This window comes from Streptomyces marokkonensis (assembly GCF_039539045.1).
In the GTDB taxonomy this organism is placed as follows: domain Bacteria; phylum Actinomycetota; class Actinomycetes; order Streptomycetales; family Streptomycetaceae; genus Streptomyces; species Streptomyces marokkonensis.
This window is the reverse complement of sequence record NZ_BAABCQ010000074.1, coordinates 1-15,783: the sequence shown is the minus strand read 5'-3', so window position 1 is coordinate 15,783 and position 15,783 is coordinate 1. Positions and strand designations below refer to the sequence as shown.

Annotated in this window: 10 protein-coding genes and 1 pseudogene; 10 read left to right on the top strand and 1 reads right to left on the bottom strand. The window is 71.6% G+C overall.

Annotated elements, in window-relative coordinates:
• Nucleotides 1-299 precede the first annotated feature (299 nt).
• The 9 genes and pseudogenes from leuS to holA all read left to right on the top strand — a co-directional run bounded on the left by leuS (nucleotide 300) and on the right by holA (nucleotide 12,830).
• Entirely contained in the window at nucleotides 300-3,200 is a 2,901-nt protein-coding gene (leuS, locus tag ABEA26_RS19490; RefSeq protein WP_345593890.1) for a leucine--tRNA ligase, read from the top strand.
• 320 nt (nucleotides 3,201-3,520) lie between these two features.
• Entirely contained in the window at nucleotides 3,521-4,327 is an 807-nt protein-coding gene (locus tag ABEA26_RS19485; RefSeq protein WP_345593888.1) for a hypothetical protein, read from the top strand.
• 73 nt (nucleotides 4,328-4,400) lie between these two features.
• Entirely contained in the window at nucleotides 4,401-5,246 is an 846-nt protein-coding gene (locus ABEA26_RS19480) for a DegV family protein (protein ID WP_345593885.1), read from the top strand.
• Nucleotides 5,247-5,357: 111 nt separating this feature from the next.
• Complete coding sequence (locus tag ABEA26_RS19475; protein WP_345593883.1) at nucleotides 5,358-6,551, top strand: ComEA family DNA-binding protein; 1,194 nt, start codon at nucleotides 5,358-5,360, stop codon at nucleotides 6,549-6,551.
• Nucleotides 6,548-9,238: a ComEC/Rec2 family competence protein gene (locus tag ABEA26_RS19470; RefSeq protein WP_425587866.1), complete on the top strand. Its 2,691-nt coding sequence runs from the start codon at nucleotides 6,548-6,550 to the stop codon at nucleotides 9,236-9,238. Before ABEA26_RS19475 ends, ABEA26_RS19470 begins: the two co-directional genes overlap by 4 nt.
• A 5-nt stretch (nucleotides 9,239-9,243) precedes the next feature.
• Nucleotides 9,244-10,153, top strand: a pseudogene (locus ABEA26_RS19465) (arylamine N-acetyltransferase family protein).
• A gap of 215 nt (nucleotides 10,154-10,368) precedes the next feature.
• Entirely contained in the window at nucleotides 10,369-11,250 is an 882-nt protein-coding gene (locus ABEA26_RS19460) for a YceI family protein (RefSeq protein ID WP_345593919.1), read from the top strand.
• A gap of 70 nt (nucleotides 11,251-11,320) precedes the next feature.
• Entirely contained in the window at nucleotides 11,321-11,566 is a 246-nt protein-coding gene (locus ABEA26_RS19455) for a hypothetical protein (protein ID WP_345593880.1), read from the top strand.
• Between the two features lie 274 nt (nucleotides 11,567-11,840).
• On the top strand, nucleotides 11,841-12,830 hold the full coding sequence (holA, locus tag ABEA26_RS19450) for a DNA polymerase III subunit delta (protein ID WP_345593878.1): 990 nt from the start codon (nucleotides 11,841-11,843) through the stop codon (nucleotides 12,828-12,830).
• A 278-nt stretch (nucleotides 12,831-13,108) separates the two neighbouring features.
• Here holA and rpsT read toward each other — a convergent pair whose 3' ends face one another.
• Complete coding sequence (rpsT, locus tag ABEA26_RS19445; protein WP_345593877.1) at nucleotides 13,109-13,375, bottom strand: 30S ribosomal protein S20; 267 nt, start codon at nucleotides 13,373-13,375, stop codon at nucleotides 13,109-13,111.
• Between the two features lie 384 nt (nucleotides 13,376-13,759).
• On the opposite strand from rpsT, the gene lepA reads away from it, so the two are divergent.
• Nucleotides 13,760-15,628: a translation elongation factor 4 gene (gene lepA, locus ABEA26_RS19440; RefSeq protein ID WP_345593875.1), complete on the top strand. Its 1,869-nt coding sequence runs from the start codon at nucleotides 13,760-13,762 to the stop codon at nucleotides 15,626-15,628.
• The last annotated feature ends 155 nt before the right edge of the window (nucleotides 15,629-15,783 follow it).

Below are 15,783 nucleotides of genomic sequence, written 5' to 3'. Positions count from 1 at the left end.
GTGGCGGCCGTGGTGGTGGGGATGGTGCGGTCGCGGTGGCGGCCGTGGTGGTGGGGCCGCGGGCGGTGGAGCCCCTCGCGACCCGCTCGACGACTGCGGTACCCTGACGCCATGCGTGCCGTACGCCTTCTGCTTAGCGAGCCGCGCTGATCACCCCCGGCCCCGGTCGAAATCCGGTGGCCGGAATCGGCGCGGCGTCCCCTCCTGTGCGAGGGGATTTTTCATTTCCCGGCATTCGCAGCCGCTGGTCTTGAATGTCGCAGCCGCCGGCAGAGACGATCGATGGAGCTTTGAGGATCATGAGCGAGACGAACCCCGCGGCGACCGCCCCTGTGACGGCGGACGCCGCGCCGCACCGCTACACGGCTGCCATGGCCGCCGAGATCGAGGCACGCTGGCAGGACTTCTGGGACGCCGAGGGGACGTACGCCGCACCGAACCCCAAGGGTGACCTGGCGGGCGACCCGGAGCTGGTCGCCAGGCCCAAGAAGTTCATCATGGACATGTTCCCGTACCCCTCGGGTGCGGGCCTGCACGTCGGCCACCCCCTGGGCTACATCGCCACCGACGTCTTCGCCCGCTTCCAGCGGATGACCGGCCACAACGTCCTGCACACCCTGGGCTTCGACGCCTTCGGCCTGCCCGCCGAGCAGTACGCCGTGCAGACCGGCACGCACCCGCGGGTGTCCACCGAGGCCAACATGAAGAACATGCAGAGCCAGCTGCGCCGGCTGGGTCTGGGCCACGACAAGCGCCGGTCGTTCGCCACGATCGACCCCGAGTACTACAAGTGGACCCAGTGGATCTTCCTGCAGATCTTCAACTCCTGGTACGACGACGAGGCGAAGAAGGCGCGCCCGATCGCCGAGCTGGTCGCGCAGTTCGAGTCCGGTGAGCGGACGGTCCCCGGCCACGCCGGACACGTGTGGAGCACGCTGACCGAGGCCGAGCGCGCCGACGTCCTGGGCGAGTACCGCCTGGCCTACGCCTCGGACGCGCCCGTCAACTGGTGCCCCGGCCTGGGCACCGTACTGGCCAACGAGGAGGTCACCGCCGACGGCCGCTCCGAACGCGGCAACTTCCCCGTCTTCAAGTCCAAGCTGCGCCAGTGGAACATGCGCATCACCGCGTACGCCGATCGGCTGCTGGACGACCTGGACGCGCTGGACTGGCCCGAGGCCATCAAGCTGCAGCAGCGCAACTGGATCGGCCGCTCCGAGGGAGCGCGCGTCGACTTCCCCATCGACGGCGAGAACATCACCGTCTTCACCACCCGCCCGGACACCCTGTTCGGCGCCACCTACATGGTGCTGGCGCCCGAGCACCCGCTGGTCGAGAAGTTCACCCCGGCCGCCTGGCCCGAGGGGACGCACGACGTGTGGACCGGCGGTCACGCGACCCCGGCCGAGGCCGTCGCGGCGTACCGCGCGCAGGCAGCCTCCAAGTCCGACGTCGAGCGGCAGGCCGAGGCCAAGGACAAGACCGGCGTCTTCATCGGCGCCCACGCGACCAACCCGGTCAACGGCGAGCAGGTCCCGGTCTTCATCGCCGACTACGTGCTGATGGGCTACGGCACGGGCGCGATCATGGCCGTCCCGGCGGGCGACCAGCGTGACTTCGAGTTCGCGCGCGCCTTCGAGCTGCCGATCCGCTGCATCGTCGAGCCCACCGACGGCCGGGGCACCGACCCGGCCACGTGGGAGGGCGCCTTCGCCTCCTACGACGCGAAGATCATGAACTCGTCGAACGACGGGATCAGCCTGGACGGCCTGGGCGTCACCGAGGCCAAGGAGCGCGTCACCGAGTGGCTGGAGCGCACCGGCGCCGGCCGGGGCACCGTCAACTTCCGCCTGCGCGACTGGCTGTTCAGCCGCCAGCGCTACTGGGGCGAGCCCTTCCCGATCGTCTACGACGAGGACGGTATCGCCCACCCCCTGCCCGAGTCGATGCTGCCGCTGGAGCTGCCCGAGGTCGAGGACTACTCCCCGCGCACCTTCGACCCGGACGACGCCGACACCCGGCCCGAGACCCCGCTGTCGCGCAACGCGGACTGGGTGAACGTCACCCTGGACCTGGGTGACGGCCGCGGCCCGCGCCGGTTCCGGCGCGAGACGAACACCATGCCCAACTGGGCCGGCTCCTGCTGGTACGAGCTGCGCTACCTGGACCCGCACAACAGCGAGCGGCTGGTCGACCCGGAGATCGAGCAGTACTGGATGGGCCCGCGCGAGGGCCTGCCGCACGGCGGCGTCGACCTGTACGTCGGCGGTGCCGAGCACGCCGTGCTGCACTTGCTGTACGCGCGCTTCTGGTCCAAGGTCCTGTTCGACCTGGGGCACGTCTCCTCGGCTGAGCCGTTCCACAAGCTGTTCAACCAGGGCATGATCCAGGCCTACGTCTACCGGGACAGCCGCGGCATCGCGGTTCCGGCCGCCGAGGTGGAGGAGCGCGAAGGCGCCTACTACTACCAGGGCGAGAAGGTCTCCCGCCTGCTGGGCAAGATGGGCAAGTCCCTGAAGAACGCGGTCACTCCCGACGAGATCTGCGCCGAGTACGGTGCCGACACCCTGCGCCTGTACGAGATGGCGATGGGTCCGCTGGACGTCTCCCGGCCGTGGGACACGCGCGCGGTGGTGGGCCAGTTCCGGCTGCTGCAGCGACTGTGGCGCAACGTCGTCGACGAGAACACCGGCGAGGTGACGGTGGCGGACGCCGCGGACACCGACGTCGACGCGGACACCCTGCGTGCCCTGCACAAGGCCATCGACGGCGTACGGCAGGACCTGGAGGGCATGCGGTTCAACACCGCGATCGCCAAGGTCACCGAATTGAACAACCACCTGACGAAGGTGGGCGGCCCGGTCCCGCGCCCGGTCGCCGAGCGCCTGGTGCTGCTGGTCGCGCCGCTGGCCCCGCACGTCGCCGAGGAGCTGTGGCGCAAGCTGGGGCACACGGAGTCGGTGGTGCACCGGGACTTCCCGGTCGCCGACCCGGCCTACGTCGTCGATGAGACCGTGACCTGCGTCGTGCAGATCAAGGGCAAGGTCAAGGCGCGGCTGGAGGTCGCCCCGTCGATCTCCGAGGACGACCTGGAGAAGGCGGCGCTGGCCGACGAGAAGGTCGTGGCCGCGCTGGACGGGGCCGGGATCCGCAAGGTGATCGTGAGGGCGCCGAAGCTGGTGAACATCGTCCCGGCGTGATACGACGCGACGTCGACGCGACGCGACCGGGGCCCGGGGGTTCCACCACGAGCTCGGTGCGTCCGCGACGGGCTTGAGCGCGTCCGCGACGGGCTTGAGCCCGTCTGCCACGGGTCGGAGGGGGTGTGTCCGTCACCGGCTCGGGGGTGCCCCCCTACGGGACAGCCCGTGTCGGGTACGGGCGGTCCAGGGTTGAGTACGGGCAGGTTCGGGGTTCTGTCGGAACCCTGGGCCTGCCCGGTGCGTTTACCGTGGAAGAGCGGCACGGAGAGTGCCGTGGCCTGCCGGTGTGCGGGCCGGACGCTCGGAGGAGGAGCTTCGTGGAAGCAGTGATCACGGTATTGGCCCTGCTCTTCGTGCTCGCCGTCGTCCTGGGCGTCTACGCCATGGTGAAGGCCGTCGGTGCTGCCAAGCGCACCGTGGACCGCGGCATCACCCAGGCCCGCCGCACGGTCGAGGACCACACGCTGCGGGCCAAGTCCGTCGTCCAGCTGGGCCCGGCGGGCGAGCTCGCACAGCTGCGGCTGACGCTGCGCACGTCGATGCGCGCCACTCAGGACGCGCTGCACGCGGGCGTGGCCGAGGACGAGTCCCTCAAGGAGTCCCTCGCCCTCTTCGACCGGCTCAGCGCGCACGGGTCCGAACTGGACGCCGAGCTCAGGCGGCTGGAGTCCGAGCCGGACCGTGCCACGCTCGGCGGGCTCCTTCCCGCGCTGCGTGAGCGCACCGAGCGGATCACCCGCTCGGCGGAGTCCCTGCGCTGGGCGGCCCGTGACCGGGCCCACCGCTTCGCCGACGACGACCTGGACTCGCTGAGCACCCAGATCGACGTCGAGGCGGGCGCCCTGCGTCACTGGATGGAGACGGAGCCCACCGAGACGCCGCCGCCCTGGCCCGAGGCCCCCGCCACCGACGCCCCGGCCGCCCGGCAGAATTGGCCGCAGACCCCGCAGACCCCGCAGACCCCGCAGACCCCGCAGACCCCGCAGACCCCGCAGACCGCGCGGACACCGGAGGCCTCGCGGCAGGCGTCGACGGAGGAACCCGCGAGGCCCGCTATCACCCCGCCCGCCCCGAGCCCCGTGTATCCCTGGCAGAAGAAGGCCCGTCCGGAGAACACGACCTGATCACAGCCCTGCGGACGCCCGGCCGCCGGGGCCGGGCTGCCCCATGGGCGCTACGCCAGGTAACCTCCAGCTCATGTCCCGCCATGTCGCTATCGTCACGGATTCAACGGCCTACCTCCCGGCCCGGACGATGGAGCGGCACGGCATCACCGCGGTACCCCTGACCGTCGTCCTGGGTGACCGGGCACTGGAGGAGGGCACCGAGATCTCGACCCGCTCGCTGGCCCAGGCCCTGCAGAAACGGCGGCCGGTCACCACCTCCCGCCCCAGTCCCGAACTCTTCGCCGAGACCTACCGCAGGATCGCCGAGTCCGGCGCCGCCGGAATCGTCTCGCTCCACCTCTCCGCCGAACTCTCCGGTACGCACGACGCGGCCGTCGTCGCCGCGCGGGAAGCTGCCGTTCCGGTGCGTGTCGTGGACACCGGGATGATCGCGATGGCCCTCGGCTTCTGCGCGCTCGCCGCGGCGGGGGCGGCGGAGGCCGGCGGCACGGTGGACGAAGCGGTCACGGCCGCGGAGAAGCGGGCCGCGGGCACCTCCGCCTACTTCTACGTCGACACCCTCGACTACCTGCGCCGCGGCGGCAGGATCGGGGCGGCCCAGGCCCTGTTCGGATCCGCACTCGCGGTGAAACCACTGCTGCAACTGGGCGGCGGCCGCATCGAGCCCCTGGAGAAGGTCCGGACGGCGTCCAAGGCCATTGCCCGGCTGGAGGAGATCGTCGCCGACCGGGCGGGCAGCGCGCCCGTCGACATCGCCGTCCACCATCTCGCCGCCCCGGACCGGGCGTCGGCTCTGGCGGACCGCTTGCGGGGCCGGGTGCCAGGACTGGCCGACCTCCATGTGAGCGAGGTCGGCGCGGTGATCGGGGCGCATACCGGGCCCGGGTTGCTGGGGGTCGTGGTCTCGTCGCGGTGAGGGGCCGTCATGTCACCCGTGCGAGGGTCGGAGTTGTCCACAACACGGCGGTAGTCCCCGGGAACTGAGCAAGATCATCGCGGATGTGCCGAGGTGTCCGATCCTCGTCGCATGGCTCTTCGATCACGCTCACGCACGGCGACCGCGACCAGTGGCCCGGGGCGCGCCCCGGCGTCCGACGGCCGACTCCGTCCACGCCACTCGTCCAGCTCCTGCTCCAGGTCCCGCTCCCTCGGCCGGGCGCGGCACGGGCGCCGTCGCGCACCGGCGGAGGAGCTCCGCCGACGTGCGGAGGCGCTCTTCGACGGCCAGGGACGCGGCGAACACGCCGGACAGGCCGCACACGCCGGACAGGCACACGCCGAACACGCCGGACAGGCCGAACAGGCAGGTCAGGCAGGTCAGGCAGGTCGGCAGGGCGAGTCGGGGAAGGGGCCGCCGCCACGAAGTGCCAAGGAAGCAGCGCGAGAGGCGTGGACCGAAGAAGACGGGACTCGGGCACAAGGGGCTCGGCCGGAGGGCGCGTCACCGGACGGCGTCGCGGCGACCTGGCGGGAGCGGGCAGGGCAGGCACTGCGGGAGCGGATGCCGGTGTGGCTGCAGACACGGTGCGGGCTGGAGCGGCGCAGCGTGGCCGCGCTCACGGTGCTGCTCGTGGTTGCGGCGGTCTTCGCCGCGCAGCACTTCTGGACCGGCCGCACCCAGCCCGTGTCGGCACCCGAGGTGGTGCGGGAAGCGGCGGCGTACGGCGAGGAGCGAGAGGGCGGGTCAGCCGTAGGAGACACCGCGACCGGCGCGCGCAAAGGCAGGGCCGAGGGCACGGCCACGGCCACAGCCGGGGCCGGGGCCGGGGCCGAGATCGTGGTGGATGTCGGCGGCAAGGTCCGTAAGCCCGGGATCCACCGCCTCCCCGCCGGTTCACGCGTCGCGGACGCCCTGCGTGCCGCCGGGGGCGTGCGGTCCGGCACCAAGACCGACGGGCTGAACCAGGCGCGCTTCCTTGTGGACGGCGAGCAGGTGATCGTCGGTGCCCCCGCGCCGGCCACGGGATCAGGGGCCGACGGTGCCGTCCCCGCCGGGCCGGGCGTCCCAGCGGCGGGAGCCGCACCCGCGGCACCGGTCTCACTCAACACGGCGACCGCCGATCAGCTCGACACGCTGCCGGGCGTCGGTCCCGTGCTGGCCCGGCACATCATCGACTATCGCACCCAGCACGGCGGTTTCCGCTCGGTGGACGAGTTGCGCGAGGTGACCGGCATCGGAGAACGCCGCTTCGCCGACCTGCGAAACCTCGTGCGACCATGATCACGGACCCGAACCCGAACCCGAACCCGAGCACGAACCCGAGTGCGGAGACGGGCCGACCGAGTGGGCCCGGGGAGCCCCACGCCTGGACGACGCCCCCGCGCGCGGCCGTGCACGCCGCTTCCGGGCACCGGCTGGGCGAGGCCCATCCCCGGCAGGAGGGGCCTACGGACCTGCGGCTGGTCCCGCCCGCGCTCGCGGCCTGGGTGACGGCGGCGCTGGTGCTGGACGTACCGGCCGACTGGGCCGTGGGCGTCGTCACCGGCAGTCTGGTCCTGGCCGGAGTACTGCTGCTGAGGTCGGTGCGGGGACGGCGCACGGCGCGCCGACGGGCCCAGGCCGCGGTCGCCGCTCTGTTTCTCTGCGTCGCCGCGTCCGCCACCTCGGCCGCGCTGCACGGCGCGGACCTTCATCGTGGCCCCGTGCCCGCGCTGGCGCGGCAGTACGCCACCGTCACCGCAGAGGTGGAGGTCACCGCCGACCCCCGCCTCACCCGGCCACGCGTCCGGGGCAACCGTGCCGTTCCGCCCACGGTGGTGATCGAGGCCGACGTCCGACGGGTGACGGAGACGGGCGGGACGGCCGCGGCCACCCGGACGCCGGTGCTGCTGCTCGTCGACGTCGACGTGAGCGAAGAGGGCACGAGTCGCGCCTCCGGGAACCCGCCGGGGGACTCGCGGCTCTCCGGCGCCGGGCCCGGCGCCGCACGCTGGCTGGGACTGCTGCCGACCACACGGCTTGGCGTCACCGCCCGGACGGCGCCCCCGAGGACGAGCGGGGACCGTATCGCGGCCGTGCTGCGGGTACAGGGCGGTCGGGAGGCACCGGACGTGGTGGCCGAGCCGTCGGGTGCGCAGCGGCTGGCCGGGCGATTGCGGGCCGGACTGCGGGAGGCCACCGGCGGACTGCCGGCGGACGCGCGGGCGCTGCTGCCGGGGTTGGTCGTCGGGGACACCTCGCGCGTCACACCGGAGCTGGAAGAGGCGTTCAAGGAGACCGACCTCGCGCACACCCTGGCCGTCTCCGGTGCCAACTTCACGATCGTGCTCGCCCTGTTGCTCGGACCTCCTGGACTGGCCCAGCGCAGCGAACGCCGGGGGCTGGCACCCGGCCTCGGTCTCTCGCTGCGGACGACCGCCCTGCTCGGCGGTGCGCTCGCCCTCGCCTTCGTCGTCGTGTGCCGGCCCGACCCGAGCGTGCTCAGGGCCGCCGCCTGCGGCTCCGTCGCCCTGCTCGCCCTGGCCACCGGACGCCGCAGATCGCTGCTCCCGGCGCTGGCGACGGCCGTACTGCTGCTGGTGCTGTACGACCCGTGGCTGGCCCGCAGTTACGGCTTTCTGCTCTCCGTGCTGGCCACGGGGGCGCTGCTGACCCTCGCTCCACGGTGGAGCGCGACCTTGCGCCGGCACCGGGTGCCGCCCCGTCTCGCGGAGGCACTGGCCGCCGCGAGTGCCGCGCAAGCCCTGTGCGCGCCGGTCGTGGCCGTGCTGTCGGCGCGGGTGAGTCTGGTGGGAGTGCCGTGCAATCTGCTCACGGAGTTCGCGGTCGCGCCGGCCACGGTGCTGGGCTTCGCCGCGCTGGCGGCTGCACCGGTGGCGATGCCGGCGGCCAAGGGGCTGGCCTGGTGCGGAGGCTGGCCGGCCGAGTGGATCGCGGGGATCGCCCGCACCGGCGCCGCGCTGCCCGGCGCGGGAGTGGACTGGCCGGGCAGCTGGACCGGGGCGGCGTTGCTCGCCCTTGTCACGCTGGGCGTGCTGCTCGTCGGCCGGCGGTTGCTGAGACACCCCTGGTGGTGCGGTGTCTGCGCGGTGCTGCTGGTGCTCGCGGTGGTGCGGCCGCCGCCGCTGGCCCGGGTGGTCACCGGGTGGCCTCCGCCGGACTGGCGGATGGTGATGTGCGACGTGGGACAGGGCGACGCCATGGTGCTCGCAGCGGGAGAGGGCACGGGCGTGGTCGTGGACGCCGGGCCCGACCCGGCGCTGGTGGACCACTGTCTGCGCTCGCTCGGCATCACCCGCGTCCCGCTCGTGGTGCTGACCCACTTTCACGCCGACCATGTGGCGGGGCTGCCCGGGGTGCTGAGGGGGCGTTCGGTGGGCGCCATCGAGACGACCGCCCTCGAAGAACCCGACGACCAGGCCGAGTCCGTCCGCAGACAGGCGGCGGCACGGCGGATCCCCCTGCGGCACGCCGCAGCGGGGGAACAGCGGCGAGCCGGCCCGCTCTCCTGGCAGGTGGTGTGGCCGCCACCGAGCCCGTCACCGAGCACACCGCCGAGCCCGTCACCGAGCCCATGGGCGAGCACGGTCCCCACCGCGGAAGGCCCCAACGACGCCAGCGTCACCCTCCTGGTGCGGACGGCGGGGCTGCGCCTGCTGCTGCTCGGGGACCTGGAGCCGCCGGCCCAGCAGCGGCTGGCGCGATCACCGGCGGCAGCCGAACTGGAAGAGGTGGACGTCCTCAAGGTGGCCCATCATGGCAGCGCCCACCAGGATCCCGGCCTGATACGGAAGGTGGCCCCGCGCCTGGCGCTCATCAGCTGCGGTGCGGACAACACCTACGGGCACCCGGCCCCCGGCACCGTCGAGGCGCTGCGCGCCGAGGGCGCGATAGTACTGCGGACGGACCGGAACGGGGCCCTGGCGGTCACCGGCACGGGCAGGGCGTTGCGGGTGGCGGGAGACTAGAGGCCATGGATTCCGTACAGGTCGATGCCTACCTCAGCCGGCTTGGCGCCGAGTATCCGGCGTGTCCCACCGTCGACGCCCTGCGTGAGCTGCACCTGCGCCATCTGCGGACGGTGCCGTTCGAGAATCTTTCCGTCCATCTGGGCGAGGAGATCGTGCTGGAGGAGAAGCAACTTCTGAACAAGGTGGTGAGCGCGCGCAGAGGTGGGTTCTGCTACGAACTCAACGGTCTCTTCGGCGCGTTGCTCGCGGCGCTCGGGTACGAGGTCACGCTGCTCGCGGCGCGGGTGTACGGGGACGGGGGCCGGCTCGGAATCCCGTACGACCACGCGGCGCTTCGGGTGCGGACGGCGGACGGGGACGACTGGCTGGCCGACGTCGGGTTCGGGGCGCACAGCCACGGTCCGCTGGCGTTCGCGGAGCGGGGTGAGCAGGAGGACCCCGGCGGCACGTTCCGGGTCGTCGAGGCGGGTCCGGACGCGGCCGGAGTGCGCGGCGGGCACGACTCCGCCCTGGCGGCCGACCTGGACGTGCTGCGGGACGGGAAGCCCGTGTACCGAGTGGAGCGGCGCCCGCGGCGGGCACGACTCCGCCCTGGCGGCCGACCTGGACGTGCTGCGGGACGGGAAGCCCGTGTACCGAGTGGAGCGGCGCCCGCGGGTTCTCGGTGACTTCGTGTCCGGCGCGTGGTGGCACAGCACCTCGCCCCGGTCGCACTTCCTCCATTCGCCGGTCTGCTCGCGGGTCACGGAGGACGGAGGACGGATCACGCTCAGCGGCCGCAGGCTGACGTCCACGACGGCCGACGGCAGGCGGGAGGAGAGTGAGCAGGCCACGGACGAGGAGGTGCTCGCGGCGTACGGGGATCACTTCGGCATCGTCCTCGACCGGGTGCCGGCCGTGGGCGGACCGTGAGGCGACGTGGTCGGCGGTGGTGAGGCGGACCCGGCTCCGACTGTCAGAAATGCTGCCCGGAGCGGCCAATTCGGGCCACAGGGGGCTACTCATACGTACTCCCAGCACATGCGCTGGTTTCCCGTGATGTGGTCCCGTGTTGCCTCGAAAGCCCCATCAGTGATCGAATGTTTCTTCGTCAACCAGTTTCTCAAGTCGTGCAGAGGGTGTCGCTGATGATCGGCCGCTGGCTGGGAAGCCGAACGAAGCGGATGCAACGGACGGGCCCCCTGGCGGCGGTGCGGACGCCGCCGAACGCGGGTGTGCTGAGCTGCCGGGTCCTCGACCCCGTCAACGAGCCGGTGCCCAACGCGGAGTTCGCGGTGAGCGACGCCATGGGACGCAAGGTGGTCAGCGGCGGCACGGACCCGTTCGGCTCCTTCGTGGCGACGGTGCCCACGGGGGAGTACCGGCTCGCGGTGTCCGCCGAGGGCTACACGCCGTACCGGGCGTCCGCGACCGTCACCGAGGACACGCTGGCCTCGCTCGGAGACGTGACCCTTCAGGTGACCCAGCCCCCCGCACTGCCCACGCCGGGCGACTGGGAGATCGAGCCGGCGCACTCGTCGATCGCGTTCACCGCCCGGCACATCGGGCTGGCCCGGATCCACGGCCGGTTCAACTCCTTCGCGGGCGCCGTGCGGATCGCCGACGACATGGAGCACTCGGCGATGCACGTGGTGATCGACGCGGCGTCCATCGACACCAACGTGAAGATGCGCGACGACCACCTGCGGTCGGGGGACTTCCTGGACGCGCAGCGTTTTCCGACCCTGGAGTTCTACAGCGACCGGTTCACGCACCGGGGCGGCAACCGGTGGGCCGTCACGGGGGCGCTGTCGCTGCACGGCGTGACGCGCACGGTCACCCTGGACGCCGAGTACCTCGGCCTCGGCAACGGGATGGAGGGCGAGGCGCGGGCGGCCTGCCGTGCCACCACCGAGTTGCACCGCGACGACTTCACGGTGAGCTGGCAGACGATGCTGGCGCGCGGCATCGCCGTGGTCGGACCCAGCATCAGGATCGAGCTCGACATCCAGATCGTGCCCAAGGGCTGACCTGGCGCCGGCCCGGGGCCGCTGCCGCCTGGTGTCCGACTACGCCGCTCGGTGTCCGAGAATGGCACCTGTGAGTGATGTGAGACATGTGCTGGTGCTGCCCGACCGCGACGCCGCCCAGGAGGTGGCCCAGGCGCTCGGGGAGCGGTTCGGGCTCGACGAGGAACCCCGAATCGTCCGGGACGCCCTGGCCGGCGAGGACGACGCCGAGGACGCCCAGTGGCTCGTCGTCCTGTGCGACGAGCAGGAACGGCTCGACCCCGGCGAGCTCGACGAGTTCGCCGGGGAGTGGGAGGGCTGGCGCGAGGAGCCCTAGGAGGGTGTCGTTCGAATCTTGCCGGGGTCGCGGGGCCCGGCACGCACATCTGCGGCGTTGTCGTCGGTTGCCGGGGGCTCCGTCCTGTCGCCCTCGTCCGCCATGCAGTTGCACGCACCAGACCCCGCTCGGCTCCGACTGCAGGGCGCCGTCTTTTGGAGCCGACCTGATCCAAACGGCACCCCCCCGGCCGACTGGTGCGAACGCCGCCGCCCAGCCCTGCCGGGACGCGGGGCGGGGCCCGTTGTCAGCGGTGCGTGCGATGCTTGTCGCGATGGCCAGGAAGACTGCGAATGACGACCCTCTCGCCCCGGTGACCCTTGCCGTGGGCCAGGAGGACCTCCTGCTCGACCGTGCAGTGCAGGAGGTGGTGGCCGCCGCCAAGGCCGCCGACGCCGACACGGACGTGCGCGACCTGACCCCCGACCAACTGCAGCCCGGCACGCTCGCCGAGCTCACCAGTCCCTCGCTCTTCGCCGAGCGCAAGGTCGTGGTCGTACGCAACGCACAGGATCTGTCCGCCGACACGGTCAAGGACGTGAAGGCTTACCTCGGCGCACCCGCCGAGGAGATCACCCTCGTTCTGCTGCACGCGGGCGGCGCGAAGGGCAAGGGTCTGCTGGACGCCGCACGCAAGGCGGGCGCGCGCGAGGTGGCGTGCCCGAAGATGACGAAGCCCGCGGACCGGCTGGCCTTCGTGCGGGCGGAGTTCCGTACCGTCGGGCGGTCGGCCACCCCCGAGGCGTGCCAGGCGCTGGTCGACTCGATCAGCAGCGACCTGCGTGAGCTGGCCTCCGCGGTGTCCCAGCTGACCGCGGACATCGAGGGCACGATCGACGAGGCGGTCGTCGGGCAGTACTACACCGGACGGGCCGAGGCCTCCAGTTTCACGGTCGCCGACCGGGCGGTCGAGGGACGGGCGGCGGAGGCACTGGAGGCGTTGCGCTGGTCGCTGGCGACCGGGGTGGCACCGGTGCTGATCACCAGTGCGCTGGCACAGGGTGTGCGGGCGATCGGCAAGGTGTCTTCCGCCCGCGGCGGACGCTCCGTCGACCTCAGCCGCGAGCTGGGAATGCCGCCGTGGAAGATCGACCGCGCCCGGCAGCAGATGCGCGGCTGGACACCGGACGGTGTCTCCGTGGCCCTGCGCGCGGTGGCCGAGGCGGACGCGGGGGTGAAGGGTGCCGGGGAGGATCCCGAGTACGTCCTGGAGAAGGCCGTGGTGACCGTCGCGCGGGCGGCGCGTTCGCGAGGGCGGGCGTAGACGCGGGCAGGAGCGCGGCACAGGGCGGGTCGGGTCGGTCTCACCACATGCCCCAACACGACCGGTAGCGGCGCCCAGGGCGGACAGCGGACCGGGCAGACCGAAGGCCCCGCCGTCCGTCCTGGGGAAGGACGGCCACCGGGGCCTTCGGATCAAGCTCGGGGGATCCATGCCCGCGTGGCGAACGCAGGCCGCGCATGGATCCTTGGGTGCCGGACGGGAGCGGATGAGAGAGGGCCCGCTCTGGGTCCTTCCGGCGGTCAGACCAGATAAGTGGTTCAGCCCTTGAGAGCGCCGACCTTCTGCGACAGCGCCGACTTCTTGTTGGCGGCCTGGTTCTTGTGGATGACGCCCTTGGAGACTGCCTTGTCGAGCTGACGCGCGGCAACGCGCTGGTACTCGGTGGCCTTCTCCACGTCACCCGCGGCAGCGGCCTCACGGGCCTTGCGGACCGCGGTCTTCAGAGAGGACTTGACGGCCTTGTTGCGCAGCCGGGCCTTCTCGTTGGTCTTGTTCCGCTTGATCTGGGACTTGATGTTCGCCACGAAATGAGCCTTTGCAGGTTCAGGCACGAGGCCGCGAGGGTCCCGTGCCGATGATTTCTTGAAGGAGCGCCTCGTGCTGAGAGGGCAAGAGACACAGCCCCCCACACTACCAGCGGCCCGTCGAGCGGCCCAATCCCAGCCGATTCCCCAGCCGAGCCCGTCCTGATACCGCCCCGAGCCCGGCCCGAGCCCGTCCTGATACCGCCCCGAGCCCGGCCCGATGCGACCCGATCGCGGCCGGGCCACCGTCCCGATTCCGGGCTCCCCCGACCTCAAGCCGTCCCAAACCCATCCCAGCTCCCCACCCGTGGGACGATGGAGGCTACGTATCGATCCGACCCGAGACCGCAGACACTGCGGACGCCTCAAGAATCAGGACCCTGCGTGCCCGCGATCCCCAGCCATGTGCCCGAGCCGAGCCGTACCGACCCGGCGCTGATCCGCAACTTCTGCATCATCGCGCACATCGACCACGGCAAGTCCACGCTCGCCGACCGGATGCTCCAGCTGACCGGTGTGGTGGAGCAGCGGCAGATGCGCGCCCAGTACCTCGACCGCATGGACATCGAGCGCGAGCGTGGCATCACGATCAAGTCCCAGGCGGTGCGATTGCCGTGGGCCCCCACCCACGACAAGAGCAGTACGCACATCCTCAACATGATCGACACGCCGGGGCACGTCGACTTCACCTACGAGGTCTCGCGGTCGCTGGCCGCGTGCGAGGGCACGATCCTCCTCGTCGACGCCGCCCAGGGCATCGAGGCCCAGACCCTCGCCAACCTCTACCTGGCGATGGAGAACGACCTCACGATCATCCCCGTGCTGAACAAGATCGACCTGCCGGCCGCGCAGCCCGAGAAGTTCGCCGAGGAACTCGCCAACCTGATCGGCTGCGACCCCGCCGACGTGCTCAAGGTCTCCGCCAAGACCGGCCTCGGGGTCGAGGCGCTGCTGGACAAGGTCGTCGCCGAGGTCCCGGCCCCGGTCGGCGTCAAGGACGCCCCCGCCCGCGCGATGATCTTCGACTCCGTCTACGACTCCTACCGGGGTGTCGTGACGTACGTCCGTGTCATCGACGGCCAGCTCAACAGGCGCGAGCGGATCCGGATGATGTCCACCGGCGCCACGCACGAGTTGCTGGAGATCGGCACCAACTCTCCGGAGATGCTCTCCGCCGACGGCCTCGGCGTCGGCGAGGTGGGGTATCTGATCACCGGTGTGAAGGACGTCCGCCAGTCCAAGGTCGGTGACACCGTCACCAGCATGCACAAGGGCGCCCAGGAGGCGCTCGGCGGTTACAAGGACCCCAGGCCCATGGTCTTCTCCGGTCTGTACCCGCTGGACGGCTCGGACTACCCCCTGCTGCGCGACGCGCTGGACAAGCTCCTGCTCAACGACGCCGCCCTGGTCTACGAGCCGGAGACCTCCGCGGCCCTCGGCTTCGGCTTCCGCGTCGGCTTCCTGGGCCTGCTGCACCTCGATGTGATCCGCGAGCGGCTGGAGCGTGAGTTCGGCCTCGACCTGATCGCCACCGCGCCCAACGTGGTCTACCGCGTGATCATGGAGGACGGTGTCGAGCACACCGTCACCAACCCGAGCGAGTTCCCCGAGGGCAAGATCAACGAGGTGTACGAGCCGGTCGTGCGCGCCACGATCCTCGCGCCGACCGAGTTCATCGGCGCGATCATGGAGCTGTGCCAGACCCGGCGCGGCACCCTGCTCGGCATGGACTACCTCTCCGAGGACCGGGTGGAGATCCGCTACACCCTGCCGCTCGCGGAGATCGTCTTCGACTTCTTCGACCAGCTGAAGTCGAAGACGCGCGGATACGCGTCGCTGGACTACGAGCCCACCGGCGAGCAGACCTCCAGCCTGGTCAAGGTTGACATCCTGCTGCACGGCGACAAGGTGGACGCCTTCTCGGCGATCACCCACAAGGACGCGGCGTACGCGTACGGCGTGCGGCTCGTCGCCAAGCTGCGCGAGCTGATCCCGCGCCAGGCCTTCGAGGTGCCCATCCAGGCAGCCATCGGCTCCCGGGTGATCGCCCGCGAGACCATCCGCGCCATCCGCAAGGACGTCCTCGCCAAGTGCTACGGCGGTGACATCTCCCGTAAGCGGAAGCTGCTGGAGAAGCAGAAGGAAGGCAAGAAGCGGATGAAGATGGTGGGTTCCGTGGAGGTTCCGCAGGAGGCCTTCATCGCGGTCCTGTCCAGTGATGACAACGCGGGGTCGGGCAAGGCCAAGAAGTAGCCGCCTCCTCCCTCGCGGCGCATCCCGCCCACCCCGGCAAAACGGACACGAAGGGGCCCGCTGTGCGAAAGCGCGGCGGGCCCCTTCGCATGTCACGAGTGGGCTCGAGTACGAAGTGACAGGGCGCGGAGACTTACGAACGGGCCGGTCGCCCT

What these genes read in the sequence shown, in the direction of transcription:
- leuS (WP_345593890.1), top strand. Translation starts at nt 300, where the DNA reads ATGAGCGAGACGAACCCCGCGGCGACCGCCCCTGTGACGGCGGACGCC.
- ABEA26_RS19480 (WP_345593885.1), top strand. Translation starts at nt 4,401, where the DNA reads ATGTCCCGCCATGTCGCTATCGTCACGGATTCAACGGCCTACCTCCCG.
- ABEA26_RS19475 (WP_345593883.1), top strand. Translation starts at nt 5,358, where the DNA reads ATGGCTCTTCGATCACGCTCACGCACGGCGACCGCGACCAGTGGCCCG.
- ABEA26_RS19470 (WP_425587866.1), top strand. Translation starts at nt 6,548, where the DNA reads ATGATCACGGACCCGAACCCGAACCCGAACCCGAGCACGAACCCGAGT.
- ABEA26_RS19460 (WP_345593919.1), top strand. Translation starts at nt 10,369, where the DNA reads ATGATCGGCCGCTGGCTGGGAAGCCGAACGAAGCGGATGCAACGGACG.
- holA (WP_345593878.1), top strand. Translation starts at nt 11,841, where the DNA reads ATGGCCAGGAAGACTGCGAATGACGACCCTCTCGCCCCGGTGACCCTT.